This is a genomic window from Rhizobium leguminosarum (genome assembly GCF_001679785.1).
Classification (GTDB): Bacteria; Pseudomonadota; Alphaproteobacteria; order Rhizobiales; family Rhizobiaceae; genus Rhizobium; species Rhizobium leguminosarum_R.
In genome coordinates, this window is sequence record NZ_CP016286.1 from 4969602 (window position 1) to 4996286 (window position 26685).

Consider the following 26685-nt stretch of genomic DNA (forward strand, 5'->3'; position numbering starts at 1 on the left):
CGGGGCCGGTTTCCGTTGTCATCTTCCCGCTGTCATTCCCCGTCGTCAGGGCCAGGGAGAACGCCATGTCCGACGCCATTTCGTTTCTCGAGCCCCGCGCCGACGTGCTGGCGCGCCGCGCCCAGATCGTCGCCGATCTGACCGATCTTCTGCCGCCGGAATGCCTGGTGCATGAGGCGCGCGAGCTGGTGCCGTTCGAGACCGACGCTTTCGTGTCCTACCGCCGCCTGCCGCTCGCCGTTGCCCTGCCGCGCACCACGGCCGAGGTTTCCGCCATCATGCGTTATTGCAATCGCTACGGCATTCCCGTCGTGCCGCGCGGCGCCGGCACTTCGCTCTCCGGCGGCGCCATTCCGCAGGAAGATGCCGTCGTGCTCGGCCTGTCGAAGATGAACAGCATCCTCGAAATCGATCTGCCGAACCGCGTTGCCGTGGTCCAGGCGGGCGTCACCAATCTCAATATTTCCGAATCCGTCTCCGCGGACGGTTTTTTCTATGCGCCCGACCCGAGCTCGCAGCTCGCCTGCACCATCGGCGGCAATATCGGCATGAATTCCGGCGGCGCCCACTGCCTGAAATACGGCGTCACCACCAATAATCTGCTCGGCGTCAGGATGGTGCTGGTCGACGGCACCGTGATCGAGCTTGGCGGCAAGGCGCTGGATGCGGCAGGCTATGACCTGCTCGGCCTCGTCTGCGGCCATGAAGGCCAGCTTGGCATCGTCACCGAGGCGACGGTGCGGTTGATCGCCAAGCCGGAAGGCGCGCGCCCGGTGCTCTTCGGCTTCGAGGGTTCGGAGGAGGCCGGCGCCTGCGTTGCCGATGTCATCGCCGCCGGCATTATCCCGGTTGCGATCGAATTCATGGACAAGCCGGCAATCGAGATCTGCGAGGCCTTCGCCCATGCCGGATATCCGCTCGATGTCGGTGCGCTGCTGATCGTCGAGGTCGAGGGTTCGGAAGCGGAGATGGACGCGGCGCTGAAGGACATCGTCGAGATCGCCCGCCGGCATGCTGTCAAGACCGTGCGCGAATGTCAGTCGGCGACCGAGGCGGCGCTGATCTGGAAGGGCCGCAAATCCGCCTTCGGCGCCACCGGCCGCATCGCCGACTATATCTGCATGGATGGCACCGTGCCGCTCAGCCAGCTCTCCTACGTGCTGAAGCGGACCGCCGAGATCGTCGATCATTACGGCCTGCGCGTCGCCAACGTCTTCCATGCCGGCGACGGCAATATGCATCCGCTGATCCTCTTCAACGCCAATGATCCGGAGGATGCCGCCCGCGCGGAAGCCGCCGGCAACGATATCCTGAGGCTCTGCGTCGATGCCGGCGGCTGCCTCACCGGCGAACACGGCGTCGGTATCGAGAAGCGCGACCTGATGCGGCACCAATATTCCGAGGTGGATCTCGCCCAGCAAATGGCGGCCCGCGCCGCCTTCGATCCGGGCTGGCTCCTCAATCCGTCGAAGGTCTTTCCGCTCGAGGGGCGTCCAGCTGCATGATCGATCTGATGCCGAAGACCGAGGAAGAGGCGGCGGCGATCGTCCGCGCCCATGCGGAAGCCGGCCGGCCGCTCGCAATCTGCGGCGGCGATAGCCGCTCGGGTTTCGGCAATGCGGTTGCCGCCGAAGACCGGCTGCGCCCGAGCGAAATCTCCGGCATCGTCGCCTACAACCCCGGCGAAATGGTCATGACCGTCCGATCCGGCACGCCGCTTGCCGAGGTCGAGGCGGCACTTTCAGACAGCGGCCAGATGCTCGCCTTCGAGCCGATGGATCATCGCCCGGTGATGGGCACATCGGGCGAGCCGACCATTGGCGGCGTTTTCGCCGCCAATGTCTCCGGCCCGCGCCGCCTGATCGCCGGTGCCGCCCGCGACAGCCTGCTCGGCGTGCGCTTTGTCAACGGCAGGGGCGAGATCATCAAGGCCGGTGGTCGGGTGATGAAGAATGTCACCGGCCTCGACCTCGCCAAGCTGATTGCCGGCTCGCATGGCACGCTGGGCTTCCTTACCGAAGTCACCTTCCGCGTGCCGCCGCGCCCGAAGACGGAGCGGACGGTGGTGCTATCAGGTCTCAACGACGCCGAGGCGGCAAACGCCATGGCGGCGGCGATGGCCCTGCCGGTCGAAGTCTCAGCCGCCGCCCATCTGCCGCTGACGGTGACGTGGAAATTCCTCGCCGGCAAATTGCCCGAGGGCGAGGCGACGGTTCTGCGCATCGAAGGCCTGCCGGGCTCGGTCGACGTGCGCATCGAAAAGCTTGCCGCAGCAATGTCGGGCGTCGCCACGGTCACGCGGCTGGAACAGCCGGAAAGCTTCAGGCTCTGGCAGGACATCCGCGACGTGCTGCCCTATGCCGACGGCACGGCGCGACCAGTCTGGCGCGTCTCGGTTGCCCCTGGCACCGGCCATCAGCTGGTCGCAGCCCTCCGCCTCGAGGCAGGCGTCGACGCCTTCTACGACTGGCAGGGCGGCCTCGTCTGGATGCGCATGGAAGCATGCCCCGAAGCCGAACTGGTTCGTCGCTACATCAAGGCGCTCGGCGGCGGCCACGCGACGCTGATCCGTGCATCTGGTGAGGCGAGGGCGGTTACATCCGCCTTCCATCCGGAGCCCGAGGCGGTGGCGATGTTGTCCCGGCGGGTGAAGGAAAAATTCGATCCGGCGGGAATCTTCAATCCGGGGAAGATGGGGTGAAGGATAAGATGAGTTTGTGCTTGGGTTACCCCCCTCTGTCCTGCCGGACATCTCTCCCACAAGGGGGGAGATCACGCAGGAGCCGTGACGCTCTCATTTCGACTTATCGCGATGGTAAACCTGAGCGTTGCGAGATGGGAAGCGGGTGCGGCATATCGATCTCCCCCCTTGTGGGGGAGATGTCCGGCAGGACAGAGGGGGGTGTCCCAAGCACAACCTTCACCATCCCTCGGGGATCCCGCTAGATGCAAACCAACTTCACCCCCACCCAGCTTCTCGACCCCGATGTCGCCGAATCCGAGCAGATTCTGCGCAAATGTGTCCATTGCGGATTCTGCACCGCCACCTGTCCCACCTATGTGACGCTCGGCAACGAACTCGACAGCCCGCGCGGCCGCATCTACCTGATCAAGGACATGCTGGAAAACGGCCGGGCCGCCGATGCCGAAGTCGTCACCCATATCGACCGCTGTCTCTCCTGCCTTGCCTGCGTCACCACCTGCCCCTCCGGCGTCGATTACATGCATCTGGTCGATCACGCCCGCGCCCATATCGAAAAGACCTATAAACGCCCGTTCATGAACCGGCTGACGCGCGCCATCCTTGCCGCCGTGCTACCCTATCCCGGCCGTTTCCGCCTAGCGCTCAATCTCGCCCGTCTCGGCCGGCCCTTCGCCGGCCTGATGCGCGGTGGCGCGCTGAAACCCTTTGCCGCCATGCTGGCGCTTGCGCCGCGGCGGATCCCGCCGGCCGCTTCGGACTTCGCAAAACCCGGCACGTATCGGCCCGAGACGGAACGGCGCGGCCGGGTGGCGATGCTTTCCGGCTGCGCCCAGCCGGTGCTCGATCCCGGCATCAACGCGGCGGCGATCCGGCTGCTGACGCGGTTCGGCGTCGAGGTCGTGATGCCGGAAGGCGAGGTCTGCTGCGGCTCGCTGGTCCATCACATGGGCCGCGCCGAACAGGCGCTCGAAAGCGCGCGTGCCAATGTCGATATCTGGACGCGCGCGATCGACGGGCAGGGCCTCGACGCGATCATCATCACCGCTTCAGGTTGCGGCACGACGATCAAGGATTACGGCCATATGCTGCGCCTCGATTCCGCCTATGCCGCAAAGGCGGCCAGGGTCTCGGCGCTGGCCAAGGATGTCACCGAATATCTGGCAACCCTCGACCTGCCCTCGCAGATGCCGAAGGGTATCACGGTCGCCTATCATTCCGCCTGTTCGATGCAGCACGGCCAACGCATCACGCTCGCGCCGAAGCAATTGCTGAAAGCGGCGGGCTTTACGGTGCGCGATCCCGCCGAAGGTCATCTCTGCTGCGGTTCGGCCGGCACCTACAACATCATGCAGCCGGAGATCTCGGCCGCGCTGAAGGCGCGCAAGGTCAGGAACATCGAGGCCACCAAGGCCGATATCATCGCCACCGGCAATATCGGCTGCATCACCCAGATCGCCACCGGCACCGGCATGCCGATCCTGCATACGGTCGAGCTTCTCGATTGGGCCTATGGCGGCGCTGTGCCGGAAAAATTAACAGGTTTGCCGTTAGGCTGAGCCCTATTACAGCGCCGCGCATCTTTTCGAGAGCCGCAAAGGACGCTGTCTCGGGAGGTTGGGCGATGTGGCGTGGAATGATCGTATTTGCGGGACTGCTCGGCGCGGCAGGCACTGCCCATGCGAATAGTCGTTTTTTCTGTTCCGCCGACGACAAGGAAGCGCGCTTCACGCTGGAAAGCGGTTTCGAAAGCGCCGCCGGCCACAAGCTCAACCATTTCCGCGGCGCGCTGATCGTCAAGGATCCGGCACAAGAGGCCGTGTTCGGAAAGCGTGTTTTCGAATCGCAGCACCTGACAAACCATTGGTCGCGTAACGGCGAACTGCTCATGGAAGTCTTCGACGGCGGCGAAGATGACACCGGCGGCGCAACGCTGGATCTGGTGGTCGTCGCCGGCGAGCGCGGCAAGCCGGCCGCAAATTTCAGCGGCAGCTATTCCCTGACCATCGAAGGCGGTGAAAAACCCTATGCCGTCGAGGGCAAGGTCAGCTGCGGCACCAAATAACACCGCAGCTGAAATTTGTTACCAGTGGAACGAAACGCCGACGTTGACGGCATTCGTGAAGATATTGGTCTTCAGGTCCACGCCGCTATCGATCGGAACGTCGACGCGTGAATAGGTGCCCTTGTATTCGACGAAGGTGGACCAGCGCTCGGTCACCTTGAAGTCGACGCCGGCCTGGGCCTGCAGCGTCACGCCGCCGAATTCATAGGCCCAGGTCTTGCCCTCGGGACGAATCACTTCGACATGCGGGATGTTCACGCCGATACCGGCGCCGAGATAGGGCGTCCAGCGGCGGGCCGGATCCTGGAAGCGGTAGAGACCGTTCACGGTGAGCAGGTTCAGGCCGTCGGTGAATTCGAAATGCGACCAGCCGGCCTTGGCCAGCGTATCGTCGTCGGCATAGACCTTGTCATGGGTAAAATCGAGCGAGATGCCCCAGTTCGGCTTGTTGAAATCCTCGAGCCACCAGGTGACGCGGGCGCCGTAATAAGGCGGGCTGCCGAAGGACTTGCCTTCCCAGCCGGCGGTGAAACTCGTGCCGTCGGAAAGATCGACGCCGCTGTGCGGTGCGGTCTGGTAGCCGCCGTAAATGGAGAATTGCAGGTCTTCCGCCGAGGCGGAAACTGCCGAACAGACGGTAAAAAACGCGATGCCCGCAAGCAAGGAAGCGGAGGAACGCAGCGCAGATATCATTGAATAGCCCCGAAACAAATATGTCGACTCTTAGGCACGTGTGCCAGCTTTTGGCCGCAAAGTCTAAGCAAAACAAAAGGCGCGACAAACTGCGCCTTTCGTTTTTTCGGTAAGTGTTGCTCAGCCGCCGAACATAGTGCGCAGCACGTCGATGCCCCTGTCCTCGAACGCGACCTTGCCCTGCCTGTTGCCGGGGCCGATGACGATCACCTTGGTGCCGACGGAGGCGCGATCGTAAAGATGCATGACGTCCGCGTTCATCATGCGGATGCAGCCGGAAGACATGTTGAGGCCGATCGTCCAAGGCTGGTTGGTGCCGTGGATGCGAAAGATCGTGTCGCGGCCGCCCTGGTAGAGATACATGGCGCGGGCGCCGAGCGGATTGTCCTCGCCGCCTTCCTGGAAAGCGGGAATAATATGTCCCTTGGCGGCTTCGCGGCGGCGCATCTCGGCCGGCGGCGTCCAGCTCGGCCATTCGGCCTTGCGGCCGATCTTGACGACCCCCGACCAGCCGAAGCCGTCGCGGCCGACTCCGATGCCGTAGCGGGTGGCGCGATTGTTGCCTTCGACAAGGTAGAGATACTTGTTGTTGGTATCGATGATGACGGTGCCGGCAGCCTCCGTCGTCACCAGCCGCACTTTCTTGCGCTTGAACTGCGGCTTCACATATTTCGGCATCTGCGCCACGCGCACGATCTGCGCCGGGCGCCGTGCATTGTCGGACGCGGAGCCGGCGGGTGCAGCAAAGGCGGATGTGGACATCAAGGACAGGACAAGTCCGGCAGCAGCCAGACCCGACATTAGTTTGATCATGATCGATTCCCCTCAAGCAAATCCGCTCGAAGCTACATGAACTTCTGCCCGATTCAAGATCGGTGTGGCCGGATAAAGCATTTTTTGGAGAAGGGGAGGCAGATGTTCTTGCGGCTCCTACTGCATAATTTATCCTCAAATCAGAATCGACGTAAGGAAAAATTATGCAGCAATTTAAAGGGTTACGGCGTCCCTTGCGCATCAGAAAAGACGCGCGGCGCTGCAAGTATTGCGCCGCCGTTACATGACGATGACGCGGGTCCCGACATTGACGCGGTCGTAGAGGTCGACGACGTCTTCGTTGCGCAAGCGGATGCAGCCGGAGGAAACGGCGCTGCCGATCGACCAGGGCGCGTTGGTGCCGTGGATACGGTAAAGCGTCGAGCCGAGATACATGGCGCGCGCACCGAGCGGGTTTTCCGCCCCGCCATCCATGCGCGCCGGCAGATAATGGCCCTTGGCGGCTTCGCGGCGGACCATCTCGGAAGGCGGCGTCCAGTCCGGCCATTCGGTCTTGCGGGTGATCTTGTGGGCGCCTGCCCATTCGAAGCCCGGCTTGCCGACGCCGACGCCGTAGCGCCGCGCTTTGCCGCCTTGCATCACCAGATAGAGGAAGCGGTTGTTGGTATCGATGACGATCGTGCCGGGCTTTTCCGTGGTGTCGTAATCGACCATCTGCGGCAGGTATTGCGGTTCGATCGGACGGCGGATCGACGGTATGCCGGGTTTAATCGCCGAGACGGTCTGCGGTGCCGCCTGCGGCGCCTGGCGCAGCACGCGGCGCTGGAAAAGGCCGCCCTGCTGCTGGCGGACGACCGGCCGCTGATAGACGACGGGACGAACCCTGCCACCGCCGAGCTGGTTGATCCACGGTGCGGTCAGGTCCGGGCTGAGCACGACAGGTGGGCGGGTGGCGTAGCGGTCGTCTGCAATGGCGGCCGTGGAGAAAATGCCGAACAAGGCTGCGGCAAGAACAAGCTGTTTCATCATCGGACGAACTCTCTACAAATGACCGAAAATGCGCTGGCGGGAATGTCCGCCCTGGGAAGACGCTGCCATCCTATCCGCCAGCGAATGGTAAAGATCGATTCATGAAAAGCCGACCCGCCGGATAAACTTTTCGTCAGGGTTACCGTTCGGTTTGGAAAGACAGTTTGCAAATGGTAAAGCCGGAATCATGAGCAGAGAACGAAGCGGACCCCCGCAGAATGAAGGATCATGAGCGCGACTGGCATCATCATCGGCGAGGATGGCAGGAGCCGCTGCCACTGGCACGCCAATCTGCCCGATTATCTCCGGTATCATGACGAGGAATGGGGCCGCCCCGTCACCGATGATATCCGCCTCTTCGAGAAGATCTGCCTCGAAGGCTTCCAGTCCGGTCTTTCCTGGCTGACGATCCTGCGCAAACGCGAGAATTTCCGCGCCGCCTTTTCAGGTTTCGATTTCGAAAAGGTCGCTCTCTTCGGTGAAGCGGATGTCGCCCGCTGTCTTACCGATGCCGGCATCATCCGCCATCGCGGCAAGATCGTCTCGACCATCAACAATGCCAAACGCGCAATCGAGCTCAGGGCCGAATTCGGCTCGCTCGCCCATTATTTCTGGCGCTACGAGCCCGGCCATAACGAGCGGCCGGCGGTGGTCGACCGCGAGCATATCATCGCCAATCCGACGACGCCGACATCGGTGGTCATTTCGAAGGATATGAAGAAACGCGGCTGGACCTTTGTCGGCCCGACCACAGTTTATGCTTTCATGCAGGCGATGGGTCTCGTCAACGATCATCTGGATGGCTGCTTCTGCCGGCCCGAGGTCGAGGCGATGCGCACCGCTCTGGTTCGCCCATGAAAGATCATTCCATGAGAACACTGATCGCCGCTGCTGCCCTTTTCCTCCTGACGGTCTCCGCCATGGCGCAGACGCCGCAGCTCGATCCCGGCGAGAAGCTGGAGAAGCTGCAATTCCCGGCGGTCACCATGCAGTTGAAGGGCTGGACGAAGTTCGGCAATGGCCATGTCTATACGCTGCCGGTGCGCGCCGGCCAGCACCTGAAGATCAGCTTTTCGACGAAAAGCAAATTTGCCTTCCTGGCGATTTTCGACCTGTCGAAACCCGACGACGAGGCCTTCTTCGGCACCGACGAGGACGGCATGAGCTTCGAGACGACGATCAAGGAAAACGCCACCTGGCTGATGCGTCCCTATTATTCCAAGGTCTCGCCGCGCCGTGGCCTCGGCGCTCCCTTCAGCATCCTGATCGAGCCGCTGGCGGCTGCCCCGCAGCCGCCGAAACCGCCGGCCGAGCCGGAGCGCCCCTCGCTGTTCCCGAAGGCCCCGCCGAAGCCGCAATGAGGCAGAGGTAGCGCCCCGCTTAGCCGAGCCGGTCGATCAGGTCGCGCAATTCGCCGAGGTGGTCGATCTTGCGGAAGCGCGGCGCCTCTTTCGGCTCGTCCACATGTTCCAGCACCCAGGTCAGTTCGTGCGGCACGAAGACGCCGTAGCTGCCGGCGGCGATCGCCGGCACGATGTCGGATTTCAGCGAATTGCCGACCATCATCGCCCGTTCCGGCCCGTCGCCGACCTTGGCGAAGATGCGGCGATAGGTGACGGCCGTCTTGTCGGAGACGATCTCGACGGCATCGAAGAAGTCGCCGAGCCCGGATTGGGCAAGCTTGCGCTCCTGGTCGAAGAGATCGCCCTTGGTGATCATGACGAGCAGGTATTTGCCGGCAAGCGCCTCCAGCGTATCGCGCACATGCGGCATCGTCTCGACCGGATGATTGAGAAGATCGCGGCCGGTATCGAGGATCTTGGCGATCACGCTCGCCGGAACCTTGCCCTCGGTGATCTCGATTGCGGTTTCGACCATCGACAGCGTAAAACCCTTGATGCCGAAGCCGTAATGGCGAAGGTTGCGTTTTTCGGCCTCCAGCAGCCGTTCGGAAATCTTCGGTCCTTCGGCGAAATCGGCAAGAAGCCCGGTGAAATGCGCTTCCGTCAGCCGGTAATATTGTTCGTTCTGCCAGAGTGTATCGTCGGCATCGAAGCCGATCGTGGTTAGTGGTCGCGTCGTCATATGCGCACCTCTTAAAATATGGCCGGCAATCTATCGGCGGCCTGTGTCGAGACAAGGGCATAGCCTCCGCAGAGCCAAGCTACGGCGTTGAAAAGCGCCGCCGCCGCACTACATGAAAATCGCCTCACCTTGCAGCCAGCCACGGCTGTGCCTGTCATATGCAGGCCAATAATCAAAAAATGAAGTTCAGTAGTTCGCAAGCCCCTCTTGCGGCAGACACAAAGGAATTTTTCGACCATGCGTTACAATCAACTCGGAAATACCGGACTTTTCGTCTCGGAAATCTGCCTGGGCACGATGACCTTCGGCGAAGCCAAGCAAGGCACTGCCTGGGGCGCCATCGCCGACGTCGACCAGAATGCCGCCGACCGGATCGTCGAGCGCTCGCTTGCATCAGGCGTCAATTTCATCGACACGGCCGACGTCTATTCGACCGGCGAGTCCGAAAGGTTGCTCGGCCAGGCGCTGAAGAACCTCGACATCCAACGCAAGGACGTCGTCATCGCCACCAAGGTCTACGGCGTTATGGGCGACAAGCCGAACGACCGCGGCGCCTCGCGCGGTCACATCATGGACTCGGTCGAGGCGAGCCTCAAGCGGCTGCAGACCGATCATATCGACCTCTATCAGATCCACGCGACCGATACGGTGACGCCGATCGAGGAGACGCTGCGCGCCTTCGACGATCTCGTGTCCCGTGGTCTCGTGCGCTATATCGGCGTCTCCAACTGGCAGGCCTGGCGCATTTCCAAGGCGTTGGGCCTCTCCGAACGCCGGAGCTTTGCCCGTTTTGAGACCGTGCAGGCCTATTACTCCATCGCCGGCCGCGACCTCGAACGCGACATCGTGCCGATGATGCAGGAGGAAAAGCTCGGCCTGATGGTCTGGTCGCCGCTCGCCGGCGGTCTACTCTCCGGCAAGTACGGTCCCGGCGCGCCTGGCAACGGTGAAGGCCGCCGCGCCAGTTTCGATTTCCCGCCCGTCGACAAGGACAAGGCCTGGGCCTGCGTCGCCGTCATGCGCGAAATCGCCGAAAAACACAGCGTCAGCGTCGCCACCGTGGCGCTCGCCTATATCCTCGCCAAACCTTTCGTCACCACAGTCATCATCGGCGCCAAGCGTGTCGACCAGCTCGATCAGAACCTTGCCGCCGTCAAGCTGAAGCTCGATGAAGACGATATCAAGAAGCTCGACGAGGTAAGCGCGCTTGCGCCCGAATATCCGGGCTGGATGCTGGCGCGACAGGGCGCCGGCCGCCGCCCGACCGATTTCGAGCCGAAGGACTGACCTCGCCAACGTAAGTCTTGGGGAACGCCGGACATCCGGCGTCCCCTTTTCATCAATGATCGATTACTTGCCGTGGGCCTTGAGCCAGGCGTTCATCTCGGCGATTTCGGCTCGCTGTGAATATACTGCCGGCGGTCACATCCTGATCACCAGCCGGCAATAACCTTGTGCTCGATCCTATAATCCTTGCTTTCTTCCCCGAGCGGCGCGACCGGCCATGTCCAGGCCGCTTTTGCCGGCGGCGGCAAAACGCCATGCAGCAGGTCGGCCTCCTCATGCGTCTTGCCGTTGCGGTCGATCACGGCATAGGCGATGTCGGTCACCAGACAGTTGCGGCAGGGAAGCCCCGACAGTCCGGTCAGATGTGCCGAGATCAGCCTTTCCACCGTGTCTTCAGGCATTCGCCCGGCCTCGGCCTCATGGCGCCGTTTCACGCCGCGGCCGATCTGCGACAACAGGTTGGCGGAAACCACGAAATCGAGATAGGGCACGCCGCGCAGAAAGCCGAGCGGTTCAGGCTCGCGGCCGGCGGCGAGGTCGTCGTAGCCGGAAAGATCGCGCTCGATCAGCCGGACGTTGCGATAGAATTTGGCCGACAGCCACAGGCGCACCGAGGCGAGATGAACGAGATCGATCAGGACGACAGTGTCGAAATCCCGCGCCAGCACTTCGATCGGCACATCGCGCAACAGGCCGGAGCCGAGCACGACGGCCGTCCGTTTCTGCCGGAGATCGGCCATCGCCGCCAGGATCGCCTTCCGGCTCATCTCCTCATGTTCGGCCCAATCCGCCGCACAGCGCCCGGCTCGCGACCAGAGATTGACGGAATAGCGGATGAACTTTCGATGCGGCTTGCCGGTCAGCGGCAAGGTCGCGGCATAGAGAAGCGCCTCGGTGATCATGCACATATCCGCATTTCTGATGGAGCTCCTTCGTTCAATCGATTCTGGTCTAGAGCAATTCCAGCAAAAGTGTGCAGCGGTTTTGCGTTCGGAATTGCGTGAAAACAGAGAGATAGAGCATTTCCGTGACTCGGAGAAAAACGGAAATGCTCTTGACATCAAGACCCTTCGCCCTTGCCGCTCCCCGCCCAATCCGCTAGGAAACCGCCACTGTCACAGTCAGTGGAATTCCCGGAAATGAACGACAAGCAGAAGAAACCGCAAAAGCTCAAGGCCCGCCTGCCGCGCGGCTTCGTCGACCGCACGGCCGGCGATATCCGCGCCGTCAACGAGATGACGGCAAAAATCCGGGAAGTCTATGAGCATTATGGTTTCGATCCGCTCGAAACGCCGCTGTTCGAATATACCGATGCGCTTGGCAAGTTCCTGCCCGACAGCGACCGGCCGAACGAGGGCGTCTTCTCGCTGCAGGACGATGACGAGCAATGGATGTCGCTGCGTTACGACCTGACGGCGCCGCTTGCCCGTCATGTCGCCGAGAATTTCAACGAGATCCAGCTGCCCTACCGCACCTATCGCGCCGGCTACGTCTTCCGCAACGAGAAGCCGGGCCCGGGCCGCTTCCGCCAGTTCATGCAGTTCGATGCCGATACCGTCGGCGCGCCTGGTGTTCAGGCCGATGCCGAAATGTGCATGATGATGGCCGATACGCTGGAGGCGCTCGGCATCAAGCGCGGCGATTACCTCATCCGCGTCAATAACCGCAAGGTTCTGGATGGCGTGCTCGAAGCGATCGGTCTCGGCGGTGATGACAAGGCCGGCCAGCGGCTGAACGTGCTGCGCGCCATCGACAAGCTCGACAAGTTCGGCCCGGAGGGCGTGGCCCTGCTGCTCGGTCCCGGCCGCAAGGATGAATCCGGCGACTTCACCAAGGGCGCCGGTCTCGACAATGAGCAGATCGACAAGGTGCTGTTCTTCGTCGGCATCACGGACTATGCCGAAAGCGCTGTCCGTCTCGCCGAGTTGGTTGCGGGAACCGCCAGGGGTGGCGAAGGCGTCGAGGAGCTGAATTTCATCGGTGCGCTGGTTACCAGCGCCGGCTACGGCCCTGACCGCATCAAGATCGACCCCTCCGTCGTGCGTGGCCTCGAATATTATACTGGCCCGGTCTATGAGGCCGAACTGACCTTCGACGTCACCAATGAAAAGGGCGAGAAAGTCGTCTTCGGTTCGGTCGGCGGCGGCGGCCGTTATGACGGCCTCGTCTCCCGCTTCATGGGCCAGCCGGTGCCGGCAACCGGCTTTTCGATCGGCGTCTCCCGGCTGATGACGGCGCTGAAAAACCTCGGCAAGCTTGGCGCCAGTGAGGTCATCGAGCCGGTGCTGGTGACCGTCATGGACGGCGATGTCGAGGCGATGGGCCGCTATCAGAAGATGACGCAGGAACTGCGCGCCGCCGGCATCCGCGCCGAGATGTTCCAGGGCAACTGGAAGAAGTTCGGCAACCAGCTGAAATATGCCGATCGCCGCGGCTGCCCCGTCGCCATTATCCAGGGCGGCGACGAACGCGCGACAAGCGTCGTGCAGATCAAGGATCTGATCGAGGGTAAGCGGCTCTCCGGCGAGATCGAGGACAATGCCAGCTGGCGCGAAGCGCGCGTAGCGCAGGAGACGGCGCCGGAAGCCGACCTTGTCGCCAAGGTGAAGGAGATCCTTGCTGCGCAGGCCGAGGATCGGAAAAGGGCGGCGAATGTCTGAGGCGTACCCCCTCTGCCCTGCCGGGCATCTCCCCCACAAGGGGGGAGATCGGATAGGAGTGGCCTCTTGCCCCAATCAAACACCTTAGGGGGCCGAAGCCACTTGGCGCACGCTCAATATTTTGGGAATCTGGGGCGCCCAGCTGATCTCCCCCTTTGTGGGGGAGATGCCCGGCAGGGCAGAGGGGGGTATTTTCCGGCACGCCCGTCGCCTATTATTCGGAGCCCGGCATGCCCCTGATCAATCTCCCCGATTTCGCCAACGACCTGATCGCCGAATTCATCGAGCGCAACGCTGAGCGCATCGATACGCCTGTCATTCAGCCGGCCGAACCTTTCCTTGATATCGCCGGCGAAGATCTGCGTCGTCGCATCTTCATTACGGAGAGCGAAACCGGCGCCAGCCTCTGCCTGCGTCCCGAGTTCACCATTCCCGTCTGTCTGCGCCACATCGAGACGGCGACCGGCACGCCGAAGCGCTACGCCTATCTCGGCGAGGTTTTCCGCCAGCGCCGCGACGGCGCCAATGAATTCTATCAGGCCGGGATCGAGGATCTGGGCGATATCGACCTGTCAAACGCCGATGCCCGCGCCATCGGCGACGCCACCGGCATTCTCGCCCGCCTGCTGCCGGGCCGGCGCTTAGCCGTGACATTGGGCGACCAGGCGGTGTTCGAGGCCGTCGTCCAGGCGCTCGGCCTGCCGCTCGGCTGGCAGAAGCGCCTGATCCACGCCTTCGGCAATATGACGCAGCTGGAAGCACTGCTTGCCAGCCTCGTCAGCCCGCAATTCGTCACCGGGCTGGACGACGATATCGCCAGGCTTGTCGCATCAGGCGACGAGCAGGCGCTGGTCGCTTATCTCGAGCGGGAGATGCAGAAGACCGGCTATTCGACGAATGCCGGCCGCTCGGCCCTGGAGATCGCCCGACGGCTCAAGGAAAAGCTCATCCTGTCCGAAACGCGCCTCGACGATGCCGCCTTCCATGTGCTGGAAGAGTTCCTGTCGCTCGACGTGCCGCTCGTCAATGCGTCCGCGGCCCTTTCCGGTTTCGCTGATGCTGCCGGCCTGAAACTCGGCAACGCGCTCTCGCGCTTCAACGGCCGCGTCGCAGCACTTTCCAATGCCGGCGTCGATCTTTCCTGCCTCGACTACCGCGCCGCCTTCGGACGGCCGCTCGATTATTACACCGGCCTCGTCTTCGAGGTGACGGTGGAAGGCTCGACCGCGGTGCTCGCCGGTGGCGGTCGCTTCGACCGGCTCCTGACCTTCCTCGGTGCGACGGACCGCATCCCGGCCGTCGGCTTCTCCTTCTGGCTCGACCGCATCGAAACCGAAAGGGCAGCCGCATGACCATCACCATCGCGCTTCCCTCCAAGGGCCGGATGAAGGAGGACGCTTCGGCGATCTTCGAACGTGCCGGTATGACGATCTCGGCTGTTGGTAACGATCGCTCCTATCGCGGCCGCGTCGAAGGCTGGGACGATGTGGAAATCGCCTTTCTCTCGGCCTCCGAAATCTCTCGCGAAATCGGCAACGGCACCGTCGATTTCGGCGTCACCGGAGAGGATCTGATGCGCGAAGGGTTTGCCGAAGTCGACAAGCGCGTCGAATTCTGCGCCCGCCTCGGCTTCGGCCATGCCGATGTCGTCGTCGCCGTGCCGGAGATCTGGCTCGATGTCGACACCATGGCCGATCTCGTCGACGTTGCCGCCGATTTCCGCGCCCGCCACGGCCGACGCCTTGCCATCGCCACCAAATACTGGCGGCTGACCCAGCAGTTCTTTTCGAGCCAGCACGGCATCCAGCTTTATCGCATCGTCGAAAGCCTGGGCGCCACCGAGGGCGCTCCCGCCTCCGGCTCGGCCGATATCATCGTCGATATCACCTCCACCGGCTCGACGCTGCGCGCCAACCATCTGAAGGTGCTCCAGGACGGTGTCATCCTGCATTCGCAGGCCTGCCTGGTGCGCGCCCGCAAGGAAAGCCATGCCGGCGAACCCGCTGTGCAGGCGATCATCGACGCGGTGCGCGCCGCCCTCTGATCTCAGTCATAAAAGCATAGAAAAACCCGCCGTCGGATGACGGCGGGTTCTGTATGTCTGGGAGGATATCTGCTGGCGTTACGCAGCCGCGTAAGCGCCGCGGCGGGCGTCGAGCGAGTAGGCGCCTGCGCCATTGGTGGCGAGCATGATATAGGCGCCGGCGAGCGTGATGTTCTTCATGAGATTGACGAAGTTCAGGCCGTTGATCCAGCCGTTGGCGGCGGCCGGGAAATCCGGAACGTTGACCGGCGCAAGGTGGAAGACGAGCCCGGTGAACACGCAGAAGACGGCAAGCAGCCAGCCGACGATGCGGACCTGGAAGCCGACGAGCACGGCAATGCCGGTTGCGAGTTCGAAGAGGCCGGCGAGATAGGCGAGCGCGGTGGACGCTGGAAGACCGGCGCCGGCGATCATGCCTGCGGTCGAGGCCGGATCGGTCACCTTGCCGAAGCCGGCAAAGATGAACATGAAGGAAAGCAGAATACGGGCAATCAGGATGATGACGTTGTTCGACATGGACGTTGTCTCCGTTTCAAGGACTTTGGAGATCTTGGTGCCCCGGCACCGGTTCGACCTCGGATGCCTCTATGTCGCTCTTTTCTTGTGTTGTGGAAAGATAAACGGAAGGGGACGCTTCGTTCACTAATATCGAACGATGCCTTTGCCTCTGCCGCCGCTTGCCTTTGCCGAGCCCGGTCTTTTATGGTCGGCGCCCAACATGGAGATTCCGATGGCAGATCTTTCCGCATTTCCGATCACGACGCGCTGGCCGGCGAAAAACCCCGACATCATACAGCTCTATTCCCTGCAGACGCCTAATGGGGTGAAGGTCTCAGTCGCCCTCGAAGAACTCGGCCTTGCCTATGAGCCGCATTATATTTCCTTCGCCGCCAACGAGCAGAAATCACCGGAATTCGAATCTCTCAACCCGAACGGCCGCATTCCGGCGATCATCGATCCGAACGGTCCCGACGGGAAGCCGATCGGCCTTTTCGAATCCGGCGCCATTCTGCTTTATCTCGCGGAAAAAACCGGCAAGCTCATCCCTGCCGATGCTGCCGGCCGATATGAAACCATCCAGTGGGTGTTTTTCCAGATGGCGGGCATCGGCCCGATGTTCGGCCAGTTTGGCCATTTCTACAAATTTGCCGCCGACAAGGTCGCCAACAATTCCTATCCTGTCGAGCGGTATCGCGACGAGTCCAAACGGCTACTCGGGGTGCTTGAAGACCGGTTGAAGGGCCGTCAGTGGATCATGGGCGACCAGTACACGATCGCCGACATCACCACCTTCACCTGGGTTCGCGGTGCCGATATTTTCTATGGCGGCCGCGAGGTTCTCGAATACGCGAAATTCCCCGCCGTCTCTAATTGGCTGGAGCGCTGCATCGCTCGTCCGGCAAGTGCCAGGGGCCTCAACATACCGGTCAAGCCGGAGTAACGGACGGATCGCCGGAAAGTAGAAAGGCCGCCTTCGAGGCGGCTTCAGACTGCTGGCAAAGTTGGCGAACTCCTCTTTCGTCATGCTCGGGCTTGTCCCGAGGATCTGCAGCCGGTGCAGCAGATCCTCGGCACAAGGCCGAGGATGACGTCGCGTAAAGAGCGAGGTTTGTCAGCCGCCTAAGACTGCCTTCGAGGCGGCCTTTTATCTTGATGTCCGGCTTATCGCCGACTTGTGATCTGCTTTGCGCCTTCCAGCTTGAAGCGCGGAAAGACGAAGACGCCGACCATGCTGCCGTTGAATTTTTCTTCCAGACCATTGGACTCGCCCATGCAGAAGAGCGGCTGGCGAAAGCCGTTCGGCATGATGATCGTCGTCGAAAAACAGAAGGAGGAGCAGAGCGTCGCCGCCTGCTCGAACAGCTCCAATATGTGGCTGCGGTCCTTGGCATCATAGCAGCGGATCAGGCCGAGCAGCCCGCATTCCTGCGCGGCAAGGCCGTGCAGCATCGCGCTCCATTCGCCGAGACGGAGCATGCCGCTCGAAAAATCGCCGGTCCAGGCTTCGGAAACGGAAAACTGTGCCAACATCTTATGATTTTGATTGGCGTCATCAAGCGAGCCGGGTGTCAATGGTACGGCTGCATTAGCTCTGGCGATGTTAAACAAGGCGTTCCCCCGTTCGGATGCGGCTGCTCGGCCGCACGCTCGGCAAACACAAAGAAACAGGATCACGCAGCAGCGGGCATGATGCCCGCGCTTACCTCCGGCGGTTATTGCCACGGCCATCTGGCCTCCGTAACCGGAGCCCCTCAAAGCCGAACGTTCACGTATGCTCTCCGTGCTCCGGCCTCGTCTATTGGCGAGAATTATCGCCGGGCGCGGTTGAAGTGCAGCGCGGATTTATAGGGGCTTTTGGACAAACGGCAACGGCTTTTTAAGGGGTATTCGGATCGGCCTCTTTTCTTAGAATGTCTGCATCTTCGGCCAATTTTGCTAGAATTGGCATGGGAGGATCATCTTTGAAAGCTTTGCAAACGTTTTCACTCCACGTCAGGCCGGAAATGTTGCAGCAGCACTTTGATCTCTCGCATGTCGGCAGGCTGATAAATACGCAGGCAGCGCAAGCCTGGCGCAAGCTTCCTGCCCGGGGCCTGCAAGAGAGAACTGCGCAGGCGTTCGTCGGCCATGCAAATCACTGTGCCGCACGTCGAATCGCTTCGGGCAAAAGAAAAGGGCGACCCGAGGGCCGCCCTTCCTGTTCCGGATGCCGGAATGGTAGTCAGTGATGGCTTTCGCCGATCACATCATGTCCATTCCGCCCGTTCAGCGCGCTTGACGCGCTGAACCATCTTAGATGATGGGCGGTTTCATGAACGATGCTGTGAAAGGCCGTTGGCCTATCACATCATGTCCATACCGCCCATGCCGCCCATTCCGCCCTGCATGCCGCCGCCAGCCGATTCTTTCTTCGGCAGTTCGGCAATCATGGCTTCGGTGGTGATCAGCAGCGATGCGACAGAAGCAGCGTTCTGCAGCGCCGTGCGAACGACCTTGAGCGGGTCGACGATACCCATGGCGATCATGTCGCCATATTCCGATGTCTGGGCGTTGTAGCCGAAGTTGTCTTCGTTCTTGTCGAGAACCTTGCCGACAACGATCGAGGCTTCGTCGCCTGCGTTTTCAGCGATCTGACGAACGAGCGACTGCAGGGCGCGGCGAACGATGTTGATGCCGGCTTCCTGGTCGTCGTTTGCACCCTTGACGGTGATCTTCGTGGAGGAGCGGAGCAGAGCGATACCGCCGCCGGGGACGATGCCTTCCTGAACGGCAGCACGCGTCGCGTTGAGCGCGTCGTCGATGCGGTCCTTCTTTTCCTTCACTTCGACTTCCGTCGAGCCGCCGACGCGGATGACGGCAACGCCGCCAGCGAGCTTAGCAAGACGTTCCTGCAGCTTCTCGCGGTCGTAGTCGGAGGTGGTTTCTTCGATCTGCGCCTTGATCTGGGCAACACGGCCTTCGATGTCAGTCTTGGCGCCCGAACCGTCGACGATCGTGGTGTTTTCCTTGGAGATCGAAACCTTCTTGGCACGGCCGAGCATGTCGAGCGTAACGGATTCGAGCTTGATGCCGAGGTCTTCGGAGATGACAGTGCCGCCCGTCAGGATGGCGATGTCTTCGAGCATGGCCTTGCGGCGGTCGCCGAAGCCAGGAGCCTTGACGGCAGCGATCTTCAGGCCGCCGCGCAGCTTGTTAACGACGAGCGTTGCGAGGGCTTCGCCTTCGACGTCTTCAGCGACGATGAGGAGCGGCTTGCCGGTCTGTACGACGGCTTCGAGAACCGGGAGCATCGACTGCAGGTTCGAGAGCTTCTTCTCGTGCAGGAGAATGAAGACGTCTTCGAGGTCGGCGATCATCTTTTCCGGGTTGGTCACGAAGTAGGGGCTGAGGTAGCCGCGGTCGAACTGCATGCCTTCGACGACTTCGAGTTCGGTTTCGGCGGTCTTGGCTTCTTCAACCGTGATGACGCCTTCGTTGCCGACCTTCTGCATGGCTTCAGCAATGTCGAGACCGACCTGCTTGTCGCCATTTGCCGAAATCGTGCCGACCTGTGCGACTTCTTCCGAAGTCGAGATCTTCTTGGCCTTGGCCTGGAGATCCTTCACGACGTCGGCGACAGCGAGGTCGATGCCGCGCTTCAGGTCCATCGGGTTCATGCCGGCTGCAACGGCCTTGTTGCCTTCGCGAACGATCGCCTGGGCAAGAACGGTAGCCGTCGTGGTGCCGTCGCCGGCGATATCGTTGGTCTTCGAAGCAACTTCGCGGACCATCTGGGCGCCCATGTTTTCGAACTTGTCTTCGAGTTCGATTTCCTTGGCGACCGAAACGCCGTCCTTGGTGATGCGCGGCGCGCCGAAGGACTTGTCGATGATGACGTTACGGCCCTTCGGGCCGAGCGTGACCTTCACTGCATCGGCGAGAATGTCGACGCCGCGCAGCATCTTTTCGCGCGCGGTGCGGCCAAACTTGATTTCTTTAGATGCCATATTCTTAACTCCTGAATTCGAGTTGTTCGGGCAAAAGGCCCGTCAGCCATTTCGGGAAAGCAGGTCGGCCGATCAGCCGATGATGCCCATGATGTCGGCTTCCTTCATGATCAGAAGGTCTTCGCCGTCGATCTTGACTTCGGTGCCGGACCACTTGCCGAACAGGATGCGGTCGCCAGCCTTGACGTCGAGTGCGACGACCTTGCCGGACTCATCGCGCGCGCCGGAACCGACGGCGACGATTTCGCCTTCCTGCGGCTTTTCCTTGGCGGTATCGGGAATGATGATGCCGCCCTTGGTCTTGGCTTCGGACTCAACGCGGCGAACAACGACGCGGTCGTGAAGGGGGCGGAAGTTGGTGCTTGCCATTGTCTAATCCCTCGATCGAATGACATTCGCGGACCGGAGTGGCCCACATGGATAGATGTTAGCACTCCCTTGCGGTGAGTGCTAGCGACGAGCATTTAGGGATGGCTCCGAGAGGAGTCAATGAGAGCAATCACGAATTTTTGTGCCGGAATTGTGAAGAGGCCGGAGAATAGTCGGAGATTGCGGCCGAAACCTGGGTGCAGCCGAACTTTGCCGAACTCGTCCGCCGTCGGCAATCTGCCGCTTGGCGATAATCGTCCAAACCCTTTGCCCTTCCGCTTCGCCGGACCGCCGCTCGAGCTCTTCGCATCGGCCCGGCAGCGAAGAAAATGCCTTGCCATCGCCTTGCGCCTTTGCAATGTCACCGGTGACGGAAGCAAATCGGGAAATCGGAATGGCCAAGCGGATAGAAAACTTCTCGGAGATATCAGGTCACTATGATGTGGTGCTCTGCGATGTCTGGGGCGTCGTTCACAACGGCGTCGATCCGTTCCCGAAGGCGGCCGCAGCCCTCGAAGCGGCACGCGAAAGCGGCCTCGCCGTCGTCCTCATCACCAATTCGCCGCGCCTTTCCTGGCAGGTGGTCGAGCAGCTGCGCCAGATCGGCGTTCCCGACAGCGCCTATGACAGGATCGTCACCTCCGGCGACGTCACGCGCGGGCTGATCGCCGAAGGGCCGAAGACCGTCTTTCTGCTTGGCCCCGAGCGCGACAAGGCGCTGCTCGAAGGCATTGGCGTCGAGCGCCGGCCGGCGGGCGAAGCGCAATCGCTGGTCTGCACCGGCTTTTTCGACGACGAGACCGAGAAGCCGGAGGATTACACCGATATGCTTCTCGATTTCAAAGCCCGCGAGGTGCCGATGATCTGCGCCAATCCCGACCTCATCGTCGAGCGCGGCCATCGCATCATCCCCTGCGCCGGCGCCATGGCCGCCTATTACGAGCAGCTCGGCGGAAAAACCCGCATCGCCGGCAAGCCGCATCGGCCGATCTACGAGGCAACGCTTGCGGCTGCCCGCGAGCTTCGCGGCGATTTCCCGGTCGATCGCGTGCTGGCGATCGGCGACGGCATGCCGACCGATGTGCGCGGCGCCTTGAATTACGGCCTCGACCTCCTCTACATCAGCGGCGGTATCCACGCTAAGGAATATACTCTCAACGGCGAGACCGACGAGGCGATCCTCAACGCCTATCTCGAACGGGAAAACGCCGCGCCGAAGTGGTGGATGCCCCGCCTTGCATGAAGACATGCCTTGCATGAAGACACGCCTTGCATGAAGAGAAGCCAGCCGATGACCGTCTTCCACCGCAATGAAACCCGGGAACCCTTGCCCGCCCATCTGAAGGGCGGCGTCATTGCCATCGGCAATTTCGACGGTGTGCACCGCGGCCATCAATCGGTGCTGAGCCGGGCGCTCGAGATCTCCAAGGCGCGCGGTATTCCCGCTTTGGTGCTGACATTCGAGCCGCATCCTCGCACGGTCTTCCGGCCGCTAGCGCCGGTCTTCCGCCTGACGCCGGCGCCGCTGAAGGCCCGTATCCTGGAAACGCTCGGCTTCAGCGCCGTCATCGAATATCCCTTCGATTACGAATTCTCGCAGCGCTCGGCCGATGATTTCATCCATTCGATCCTGAAGGATTGGCTCGGAGCCTCCGAAGTCGTCACCGGCTTCGATTTCCATTTTGGCCGCGGCCGCGAGGGCGGTCCGGCCTTCCTGATGAATGCCGGCCATACCTACGGCTTCGGCGTCACCCTGATCGATGCCTTTCGCGATGAAAACGCCGATGTCGTCTCTTCGAGCCATATCCGCTCGCTCTTGAAGGAGGGAAATGTCAGCGAAGTCGCCGGCATGCTCGGTTACCGCTATACGGTGGAAGCTGAGGTGATCGATGGCGAAAAGCTCGGCCGCCAACTTGGTTTCCCGACAGCCAACATGCGCCTGCCGCCGGAGGTCGATCTTGCCGCCGGCATCTACGCCGTCCGCTTCCGCCGCCAGGACGGCACGCTCCACGATGCTGTCGCCAGCTATGGCCGCCGTCCGACGGTGACGGAGAACGGCGCACCGCTGCTCGAAACCTATCTTTTCGATTTCAGCGGCGATCTCTATGGCCAGCTCTGCTCGGTCTCGTTCTTCGGCTATCTCCGCCCTGAGCTGAAATTCGACGGCCTCGATCCACTGGTCGCCCAGATCAAGCGCGATGAGGAAGAGGCGAGGGCACTGCTTACGGGTGTCAAGCCGCTCGGCGCGCTTGACCGGAAATTGTGCTTCTCTTCAGCGCAATAGCCGGCTGTCGAAAGGATAGCGGATCGCTTTTTCGATTGTCAGGCGCGACGCGTCCGGATGACGCGGATTGATAAGAATATTCGCGGCCTCTGGCATGATTGCCGATGGGACGCGCAGGAGACAGAAATCATTGTCTTCCAGTAATTTGCTGCCCCGGTCGCGCGTCAGGCTGGTCTGGTTGATCGCAGCAGGATCGATCCCGATATCGAAGGCTTCGATGTCGTCCGGGCAATGGATTTTCAGGAGCTGAAAATCTCTCGGAATTTGATGCAGATCGACCTGTACCAGAATTTCGAGGAGCGCAGTCGACGGGTGATCACAGCAATAGACGACGGGAATTCCCTGATGATGCCATCGTCCTGGTGCAAGCAGCCCGCCGCGTCCGGAAAGATCGGCATAATTCGAGATACGCCATAAGATCATCGCTTAAAGCAATTCCAGGAAAAGTGCGAAGCGGTTTTCCCAGGCAAAGCGCAAAGCGGTTTTGCCGGGAATTGCGTAAAAACATAAGGTTAGAGCAGTTCTGCGTTTCCATGAAAAGTTGAACCGCTCTAGACGTAAATCCCGTGGTCGATCTGGTGCAGTGCCTGCTCGACGAGGCGGGCGCCGGTTTCCGATTCCAGCAGATCGATCGGGGCTATGCCGTCCATTCCGCGATTGGGCTTGCGCAGCCAATCGAACGCAACGGCTCCGTCGCCGAAAATGCGCTTAGCCATCTCCGCAATCCGCACGATACGCAATGCGCCGTCGTTTTCCTCGACCGTCAGCGGCTCGCCGTTTGCATTGCGTCTCGCCAGAGTTCGGCGCGGTGCGACAAAACGATATATTTCCTCCACGGAAAAGCCGAGCTCTGTCAATTTCAATGCCATCGCTCCGTCATAAACTTGGACGGAGCCGTGCGAAGCGATCTTGAGGCGCTCGCGTATGGTCATCGAGTCTGATGTCTGAAGAAAACCGAGCATTGCTATGAATGACCTCTATGCCACTTGCCCCAATATATATGCGCATTTGGCGCCGTCTTCAATTGCTTCCGTTGTGGCAAGCCGGCCTCTTCCTTTTCCCGGCAAAAACGCCTATGAACCGGCGCGATGAAGAAATATCGGCTGGCAATGATGATGCGAATTATCGGCCCGGCCTTCCGCGCGCGCTAAGCGGCCGGAAGGTCCGGGTTTTTGGCGCTTGGATACGAGCGCTTCCGTCACCAGCTATTTCACGCCCGTTGCGCCCCTTCCTGGGCCGCCAGAAAACGATTGTCAGACATGACCGACACAGCCGAAAAGATCGACTATTCGAAGACCCTCTATTTGCCCGAGACCGATTTCCCCATGCGCGCCGGCCTGCCGCAGAAGGAACCGGAACTCGTCAAGCGCTGGCAGGAGATGGGTCTCTACAAGAAACTGCGTGCTTCCGCCGCCGGCCGCGAGAAATTCGTCCTCCACGACGGTCCGCCCTATGCCAACGGCAACATCCATATCGGCCACGCGCTGAACAAGATCCTCAAGGACGTCATCAACCGTTCGTTCCAGATGCGCGGCTACGACGCCAATTACGTGCCCGGCTGGGATTGCCACGGCCTGCCGATCGAATGGAAGATCGAAGAGAAGTACCGCGAGAAGGGCAAGAACAAGGACGAGGTCCCGGTCAACGAATTCCGCCGGGAATGCCGTGAATTCGCCGCCGGCTGGATCAAGGTCCAGGCGGAAGAATTCAAGCGTCTCGGCATCGAGGGCGACTTCGACAATCCCTATACGACGATGAACTTCCACGCGGAGTCGCGCATCGCCGGTGAACTCCTGAAGATCGCCGCGAGCGGTCAGCTCTATCGCGGCTCCAAGCCGATCATGTGGTCGGTGGTCGAGCGCACGGCGTTGGCAGAGGCCGAGGTCGAATACCAGGATTATGAGAGCGACACGATCTGGGTGAAATTCCCGGTCGTCGAAGGTCCGGTCGCGCTCAAGGATGCTTTCGTGGTCATCTGGACGACCACGCCCTGGACGATCCCCGGCAACCGCGCGGTTTCCTTTTCGCCACGCATCTCCTACGGCCTCTATGAAGTGACGGCCGCCGAGAACGATTTTGGTCCGCGTCCCGGCGAAAAGCTGATCTTTGCCGATAAGCTGGCCGAGGAATCCTTCGCCAAGGCCAAGCTGCAGTACAAGCGCTTGAGCGATGTCTCTGCGGCCGACTTCGCAGCGATGACCTGCGCGCATCCCTTCAAGGGTCTCGACGGCGGCTATGAATTCCTCGTGCCGCTGCTCGATGGCGACCACGTCACCGATGATGCGGGTACCGGTTTCGTCCACACTGCGCCAAGCCACGGTCGCGAAGACTTCGACGCCTGGATGTCGGCTGCCCGCACGCTTGAGGCCCGCGGCATCGACACCAAAATCCCGTTCCCGGTCGACGACGGCGGCTTCTATACCGCCGACGCTCCCGGCTTCGAGGGCGTCCGCGTCATCGACGACAACGGCAAGAAGGGCGATGCCAACGACCGCGTCATCAGGGAACTGATCGCCCGCGGCGCGCTCTTTGCCCGCGGCCGGCTGAAGCACCAATACCCGCATTCCTGGCGCTCGAAGAAGCCGGTCATCTTCCGCAACACGCCGCAATGGTTCGTCTATATGGACAAGACCCTTGCCGACGGCACGACGTTGCGATCGCGCGCGCTCAGTGCAATCGACGATACGCGCTTCGTGCCCGCCGCCGGCCAGAACCGCCTGCGCGCTATGATCGAGGGCCGTCCGGACTGGGTGCTCTCGCGCCAGCGCGCCTGGGGCGTGCCGATCGCCGTCTTTGCCGACGATGAGGGTGAGGTCCTGGTCGACGAAGCCGTCAACGGCCGCATCCTCGAAGCCTTCGAACATGAGGGCGCCGACGCCTGGTTTGCCGAAGGCGCCAAGGAGCGTTTCCTCGGCAATGACCACGACCATACCCGCTGGACCCAGGTCATGGATATCCTCGACGTCTGGTTCGACTCTGGCTCGACGCACACCTTCACGCTCGAAGACCGCCCGGACCTGAAGTGGCCGGCCGACCTTTATCTCGAAGGTTCCGACCAGCATCGCGGCTGGTTCCATTCGTCGCTGCTGGAATCGGCGGCCACCCGCGGCCGCGCGCCTTACAATGCCGTCCTCACCCATGGGTTCACCATGGACGAGAAGGGCGAGAAGATGTCGAAGTCGAAGGGCAACGTCACAGCACCTCAGGAAGTGATGAAGGATGCCGGCGCCGATATCCTGCGCCTCTGGGTGATGACCTCGGATTATGCCGACGACCTGCGCGTCGGCAAGACGATCATCCAGACCAATGTCGATGCCTATCGCAAGCTGCGCAACACCATCCGCTGGATGCTCGGTACGCTTGCCCACGACAAGGGCGAGGAGATCGCGCTTGCCGATCTGCCGGAGCTGGAGCAGTTGATGCTGCACCGGCTGGCCGAACTCGACGAGTTGGTGCGCGAGAACTACGATGCCTTCGACTTCAAGAAGATCGCCCGCGCGTTGATCGATTTCGCCAATGTCGAACTTTCGGCCTTCTATTTCGATGTCCGCAAGGACGCGCTCTATTGCGACGCGCCGTCGAGCCTGCGCCGGCGCGCCAGCCTGCACGTCATCCGCCAGATTTTCGATTGCATGGTGACGTGGCTTGCCCCGATGCTGCCCTTCACCACCGAGGAGGCCTGGCTGTCGCGCAATCCGTCCGCCGTTTCCGTGCATCTGGAGCAGTTTGCCCCGGTCGCAAAGGAATGGCGCAACGATGCGCTGGCCGAGAAGTGGAAGAAGATCCGTACAGTGCGTTCGGTCGTGACCGGCGCTCTGGAAATCGAGCGCAAGGACAAGCGCATCGGCTCCTCGCTGGAAGCGGCTCCTGTCGTGCACATCGCCGATCCCGCGCTGCTGAAGGCGCTGGAGGGCCAGGACTTCACCGAAGTCTGCATCACCTCGGCAATCGACATCAAGGCGGGCGAAGGCCCGGCGGAGGCCTTCCGCCTGGCCGAGGTGCCGGAGGTCAGCGTCGTGCCGAAGCTTGCAGAGGGCGAGAAATGCGCCCGCTCCTGGCGCATCACCAGGGATGTCGGCTCCGATCCGGAATATCCTGATGTTTCGGCCCGCGATGCCGCCGCCCTTCGCGAGCTTGCCGCGCTCAAGTGAAGAATATTGCCGGGTGAATTGCGTTTTCGCGGTTCATCCGGTAAAAGCTGCCTGAA

The 26685-nt window shown here is 61.6% G+C and carries 26 protein-coding genes; 14 read left to right on the forward strand and 12 right to left on the reverse strand.

Annotated elements, in window-relative coordinates; all coding sequences use genetic code 11:
• Positions 1–65: 65 nt before the first annotated feature.
• The 4 genes from BA011_RS24125 (at position 66) to BA011_RS24140 (ending at position 4766) form a co-directional block, all read left to right on the forward strand.
• The gene (locus BA011_RS24125; protein WP_065282296.1) at positions 66–1505 is read left to right on the forward strand and encodes an FAD-linked oxidase C-terminal domain-containing protein; all 1440 of its coding nucleotides are present in this window, start codon (positions 66–68) and stop codon (positions 1503–1505) included.
• The gene (glcE, locus tag BA011_RS24130) at positions 1502–2701 is read left to right on the forward strand and encodes a glycolate oxidase subunit GlcE (RefSeq protein WP_065282297.1); all 1200 of its coding nucleotides are present in this window, start codon (positions 1502–1504) and stop codon (positions 2699–2701) included. Before BA011_RS24125 ends, glcE begins: the two co-directional genes overlap by 4 nt.
• A gap of 245 nt (positions 2702–2946) precedes the next feature.
• On the forward strand, positions 2947–4260 hold the full coding sequence (gene glcF / locus BA011_RS24135; protein WP_065282298.1) for a glycolate oxidase subunit GlcF: 1314 nt from the start codon (positions 2947–2949) through the stop codon (positions 4258–4260).
• Between the two features lie 65 nt (positions 4261–4325).
• Positions 4326–4766, forward strand: a complete 441-nt coding sequence (locus BA011_RS24140) for a hypothetical protein (RefSeq protein ID WP_065282299.1) — start codon at positions 4326–4328, stop codon at positions 4764–4766.
• An 18-nt stretch (positions 4767–4784) separates the two neighbouring features.
• Here the strand turns inward: BA011_RS24140 and BA011_RS24145 are convergent, their stop codons facing one another.
• From BA011_RS24145 to BA011_RS24155, 3 genes are all read right to left on the reverse strand, one after another.
• On the reverse strand, positions 4785–5459 hold the full coding sequence (locus BA011_RS24145; RefSeq protein ID WP_065282300.1) for an outer membrane protein: 675 nt from the start codon (positions 5457–5459) through the stop codon (positions 4785–4787).
• A gap of 120 nt (positions 5460–5579) precedes the next feature.
• On the reverse strand, positions 5580–6272 hold the full coding sequence (locus BA011_RS24150; protein WP_017959135.1) for a L,D-transpeptidase: 693 nt from the start codon (positions 6270–6272) through the stop codon (positions 5580–5582).
• 240 nt (positions 6273–6512) lie between these two features.
• Positions 6513–7262, reverse strand: coding sequence for a L,D-transpeptidase (locus BA011_RS24155; RefSeq protein WP_065282301.1), 750 nt, complete (start codon positions 7260–7262; stop codon positions 6513–6515).
• A 228-nt stretch (positions 7263–7490) separates the two neighbouring features.
• On the opposite strand from BA011_RS24155, the gene BA011_RS24160 reads away from it, so the two are divergent.
• Positions 7491–8120 carry a DNA-3-methyladenine glycosylase I gene (locus BA011_RS24160; protein ID WP_065282302.1) on the forward strand — a complete coding sequence of 210 codons (630 nt, stop codon included), beginning with the start codon at positions 7491–7493 and terminating at the stop codon, positions 8118–8120.
• Positions 8117–8623, forward strand: a complete 507-nt coding sequence (locus BA011_RS24165) for a hypothetical protein (protein WP_065282303.1) — start codon at positions 8117–8119, stop codon at positions 8621–8623. Before BA011_RS24160 ends, BA011_RS24165 begins: the two co-directional genes overlap by 4 nt.
• A gap of 19 nt (positions 8624–8642) precedes the next feature.
• On the opposite strand, the gene BA011_RS24170 is transcribed toward BA011_RS24165, so the two are convergent.
• Positions 8643–9347: an HAD family hydrolase gene (locus tag BA011_RS24170; protein ID WP_003545777.1), complete on the reverse strand. Its 705-nt coding sequence runs from the start codon at positions 9345–9347 to the stop codon at positions 8643–8645.
• 237 nt (positions 9348–9584) lie between these two features.
• Between BA011_RS24170 and BA011_RS24175 the strand changes: the two genes are divergently transcribed.
• Positions 9585–10634, forward strand: coding sequence for an aldo/keto reductase (locus tag BA011_RS24175; protein WP_065282304.1), 1050 nt, complete (start codon positions 9585–9587; stop codon positions 10632–10634).
• Positions 10635–10780: 146 nt separating this feature from the next.
• Here the strand turns inward: BA011_RS24175 and BA011_RS24180 are convergent, their stop codons facing one another.
• Positions 10781–11542, reverse strand: coding sequence for a hypothetical protein (locus BA011_RS24180; RefSeq protein WP_065282305.1), 762 nt, complete (start codon positions 11540–11542; stop codon positions 10781–10783).
• 231 nt (positions 11543–11773) lie between these two features.
• On the opposite strand from BA011_RS24180, the gene hisS reads away from it, so the two are divergent.
• The 3 genes from hisS to hisG all read left to right on the forward strand — a co-directional run bounded on the left by hisS (position 11774) and on the right by hisG (position 15338).
• Positions 11774–13294 carry a histidine--tRNA ligase gene (hisS, locus tag BA011_RS24185; protein ID WP_065282306.1) on the forward strand — a complete coding sequence of 507 codons (1521 nt, stop codon included), beginning with the start codon at positions 11774–11776 and terminating at the stop codon, positions 13292–13294.
• A gap of 230 nt (positions 13295–13524) precedes the next feature.
• On the forward strand, positions 13525–14646 hold the full coding sequence (locus tag BA011_RS24190) for an ATP phosphoribosyltransferase regulatory subunit (RefSeq protein WP_065282307.1): 1122 nt from the start codon (positions 13525–13527) through the stop codon (positions 14644–14646).
• Positions 14643–15338, forward strand: coding sequence for an ATP phosphoribosyltransferase (hisG, locus tag BA011_RS24195; RefSeq protein ID WP_065282308.1), 696 nt, complete (start codon positions 14643–14645; stop codon positions 15336–15338). The genes BA011_RS24190 and hisG overlap by 4 nt, the downstream gene beginning before the upstream one ends.
• Before the next feature lie 78 nt (positions 15339–15416).
• On the opposite strand, the gene BA011_RS24200 is transcribed toward hisG, so the two are convergent.
• Positions 15417–15854 carry a DoxX family protein gene (locus BA011_RS24200; protein WP_011650625.1) on the reverse strand — a complete coding sequence of 146 codons (438 nt, stop codon included), beginning with the start codon at positions 15852–15854 and terminating at the stop codon, positions 15417–15419.
• A gap of 214 nt (positions 15855–16068) precedes the next feature.
• On the opposite strand from BA011_RS24200, the gene BA011_RS24205 reads away from it, so the two are divergent.
• On the forward strand, positions 16069–16779 hold the full coding sequence (locus BA011_RS24205; protein ID WP_065282648.1) for a glutathione binding-like protein: 711 nt from the start codon (positions 16069–16071) through the stop codon (positions 16777–16779).
• A gap of 221 nt (positions 16780–17000) precedes the next feature.
• On the opposite strand, the gene BA011_RS24210 is transcribed toward BA011_RS24205, so the two are convergent.
• The 4 genes from BA011_RS24210 to groES all read right to left on the reverse strand — a co-directional run bounded on the left by BA011_RS24210 (position 17001) and on the right by groES (position 20194).
• Positions 17001–17447, reverse strand: coding sequence for a hypothetical protein (locus BA011_RS24210; RefSeq protein ID WP_065282309.1), 447 nt, complete (start codon positions 17445–17447; stop codon positions 17001–17003).
• 374 nt (positions 17448–17821) lie between these two features.
• Positions 17822–17968, reverse strand: coding sequence for a hypothetical protein (locus tag BA011_RS44425; protein WP_186806482.1), 147 nt, complete (start codon positions 17966–17968; stop codon positions 17822–17824).
• Positions 17969–18181: 213 nt separating this feature from the next.
• Positions 18182–19825, reverse strand: a complete 1644-nt coding sequence (groL, locus tag BA011_RS24215; protein ID WP_065282310.1) for a chaperonin GroEL — start codon at positions 19823–19825, stop codon at positions 18182–18184.
• Between the two features lie 72 nt (positions 19826–19897).
• Positions 19898–20194, reverse strand: coding sequence for a co-chaperone GroES (gene groES / locus BA011_RS24220; RefSeq protein WP_003545797.1), 297 nt, complete (start codon positions 20192–20194; stop codon positions 19898–19900).
• A 394-nt stretch (positions 20195–20588) separates the two neighbouring features.
• On the opposite strand from groES, the gene BA011_RS24225 reads away from it, so the two are divergent.
• Positions 20589–21437 (forward strand): TIGR01459 family HAD-type hydrolase, encoded by an 849-nt coding sequence (locus BA011_RS24225; protein WP_065282311.1) that lies wholly within the window; start codon positions 20589–20591, stop codon positions 21435–21437.
• Positions 21438–21485: 48 nt separating this feature from the next.
• Entirely contained in the window at positions 21486–22478 is a 993-nt protein-coding gene (locus tag BA011_RS24230) for a bifunctional riboflavin kinase/FAD synthetase (RefSeq protein ID WP_065282649.1), read from the forward strand.
• Here BA011_RS24230 and BA011_RS24235 read toward each other — a convergent pair.
• Both BA011_RS24235 and BA011_RS24240 read right to left on the reverse strand, forming a co-directional pair.
• Positions 22467–22901 (reverse strand): RES family NAD+ phosphorylase, encoded by a 435-nt coding sequence (locus BA011_RS24235; RefSeq protein WP_065282312.1) that lies wholly within the window; start codon positions 22899–22901, stop codon positions 22467–22469. The two genes, BA011_RS24230 and BA011_RS24235, sit on opposite strands and share 12 nt — an antisense overlap.
• A gap of 128 nt (positions 22902–23029) precedes the next feature.
• The gene (locus tag BA011_RS24240) at positions 23030–23341 is read right to left on the reverse strand and encodes an antitoxin Xre/MbcA/ParS toxin-binding domain-containing protein (RefSeq protein WP_237352531.1); all 312 of its coding nucleotides are present in this window, start codon (positions 23339–23341) and stop codon (positions 23030–23032) included.
• A gap of 396 nt (positions 23342–23737) precedes the next feature.
• Between BA011_RS24240 and ileS the strand changes: the two genes are divergently transcribed.
• Positions 23738–26629, forward strand: coding sequence for an isoleucine--tRNA ligase (ileS, locus tag BA011_RS24245; RefSeq protein WP_065282314.1), 2892 nt, complete (start codon positions 23738–23740; stop codon positions 26627–26629).
• Positions 26630–26685 lie beyond the last annotated feature (56 nt).

Excerpts from the sequence above, each read along its gene's own strand:
- hisS (WP_065282306.1), top strand. The coding sequence starts at position 11,774 with ATGAACGACAAGCAGAAGAAACCGCAAAAGCTCAAGGCCCGCCTGCCG.
- BA011_RS24225 (WP_065282311.1), top strand. The coding sequence starts at position 20,589 with ATGGCCAAGCGGATAGAAAACTTCTCGGAGATATCAGGTCACTATGAT.
- BA011_RS24200 (WP_011650625.1), bottom strand. The coding sequence starts at position 15,854 with ATGTCGAACAACGTCATCATCCTGATTGCCCGTATTCTGCTTTCCTTC.
- groES (WP_003545797.1), bottom strand. The coding sequence starts at position 20,194 with ATGGCAAGCACCAACTTCCGCCCCCTTCACGACCGCGTCGTTGTTCGC.
- BA011_RS24205 (WP_065282648.1), top strand. The coding sequence starts at position 16,069 with ATGGCAGATCTTTCCGCATTTCCGATCACGACGCGCTGGCCGGCGAAA.
- BA011_RS24170 (WP_003545777.1), bottom strand. The coding sequence starts at position 9,347 with ATGACGACGCGACCACTAACCACGATCGGCTTCGATGCCGACGATACA.
- ileS (WP_065282314.1), top strand. The coding sequence starts at position 23,738 with ATGACCGACACAGCCGAAAAGATCGACTATTCGAAGACCCTCTATTTG.
- hisG (WP_065282308.1), top strand. The coding sequence starts at position 14,643 with ATGACCATCACCATCGCGCTTCCCTCCAAGGGCCGGATGAAGGAGGAC.
- BA011_RS44425 (WP_186806482.1), bottom strand. The coding sequence starts at position 17,968 with ATGGCCGACGAACGCCTGCGCAGTTCTCTCTTGCAGGCCCCGGGCAGG.
- BA011_RS24165 (WP_065282303.1), top strand. The coding sequence starts at position 8,117 with ATGAAAGATCATTCCATGAGAACACTGATCGCCGCTGCTGCCCTTTTC.
- glcF (WP_065282298.1), top strand. The coding sequence starts at position 2,947 with ATGCAAACCAACTTCACCCCCACCCAGCTTCTCGACCCCGATGTCGCC.
- BA011_RS24125 (WP_065282296.1), top strand. The coding sequence starts at position 66 with ATGTCCGACGCCATTTCGTTTCTCGAGCCCCGCGCCGACGTGCTGGCG.
- BA011_RS24160 (WP_065282302.1), top strand. The coding sequence starts at position 7,491 with ATGAGCGCGACTGGCATCATCATCGGCGAGGATGGCAGGAGCCGCTGC.
- BA011_RS24140 (WP_065282299.1), top strand. The coding sequence starts at position 4,326 with ATGTGGCGTGGAATGATCGTATTTGCGGGACTGCTCGGCGCGGCAGGC.
- glcE (WP_065282297.1), top strand. The coding sequence starts at position 1,502 with ATGATCGATCTGATGCCGAAGACCGAGGAAGAGGCGGCGGCGATCGTC.
- BA011_RS24230 (WP_065282649.1), top strand. The coding sequence starts at position 21,486 with ATGACCGTCTTCCACCGCAATGAAACCCGGGAACCCTTGCCCGCCCAT.
- BA011_RS24175 (WP_065282304.1), top strand. The coding sequence starts at position 9,585 with ATGCGTTACAATCAACTCGGAAATACCGGACTTTTCGTCTCGGAAATC.
- groL (WP_065282310.1), bottom strand. The coding sequence starts at position 19,825 with ATGGCATCTAAAGAAATCAAGTTTGGCCGCACCGCGCGCGAAAAGATG.
- BA011_RS24145 (WP_065282300.1), bottom strand. The coding sequence starts at position 5,459 with ATGATATCTGCGCTGCGTTCCTCCGCTTCCTTGCTTGCGGGCATCGCG.
- BA011_RS24155 (WP_065282301.1), bottom strand. The coding sequence starts at position 7,262 with ATGATGAAACAGCTTGTTCTTGCCGCAGCCTTGTTCGGCATTTTCTCC.
- BA011_RS24190 (WP_065282307.1), top strand. The coding sequence starts at position 13,525 with ATGCCCCTGATCAATCTCCCCGATTTCGCCAACGACCTGATCGCCGAA.
- BA011_RS24150 (WP_017959135.1), bottom strand. The coding sequence starts at position 6,272 with ATGATCAAACTAATGTCGGGTCTGGCTGCTGCCGGACTTGTCCTGTCC.
- BA011_RS24235 (WP_065282312.1), bottom strand. The coding sequence starts at position 22,901 with ATGATCTTATGGCGTATCTCGAATTATGCCGATCTTTCCGGACGCGGC.
- BA011_RS24180 (WP_065282305.1), bottom strand. The coding sequence starts at position 11,542 with ATGTGCATGATCACCGAGGCGCTTCTCTATGCCGCGACCTTGCCGCTG.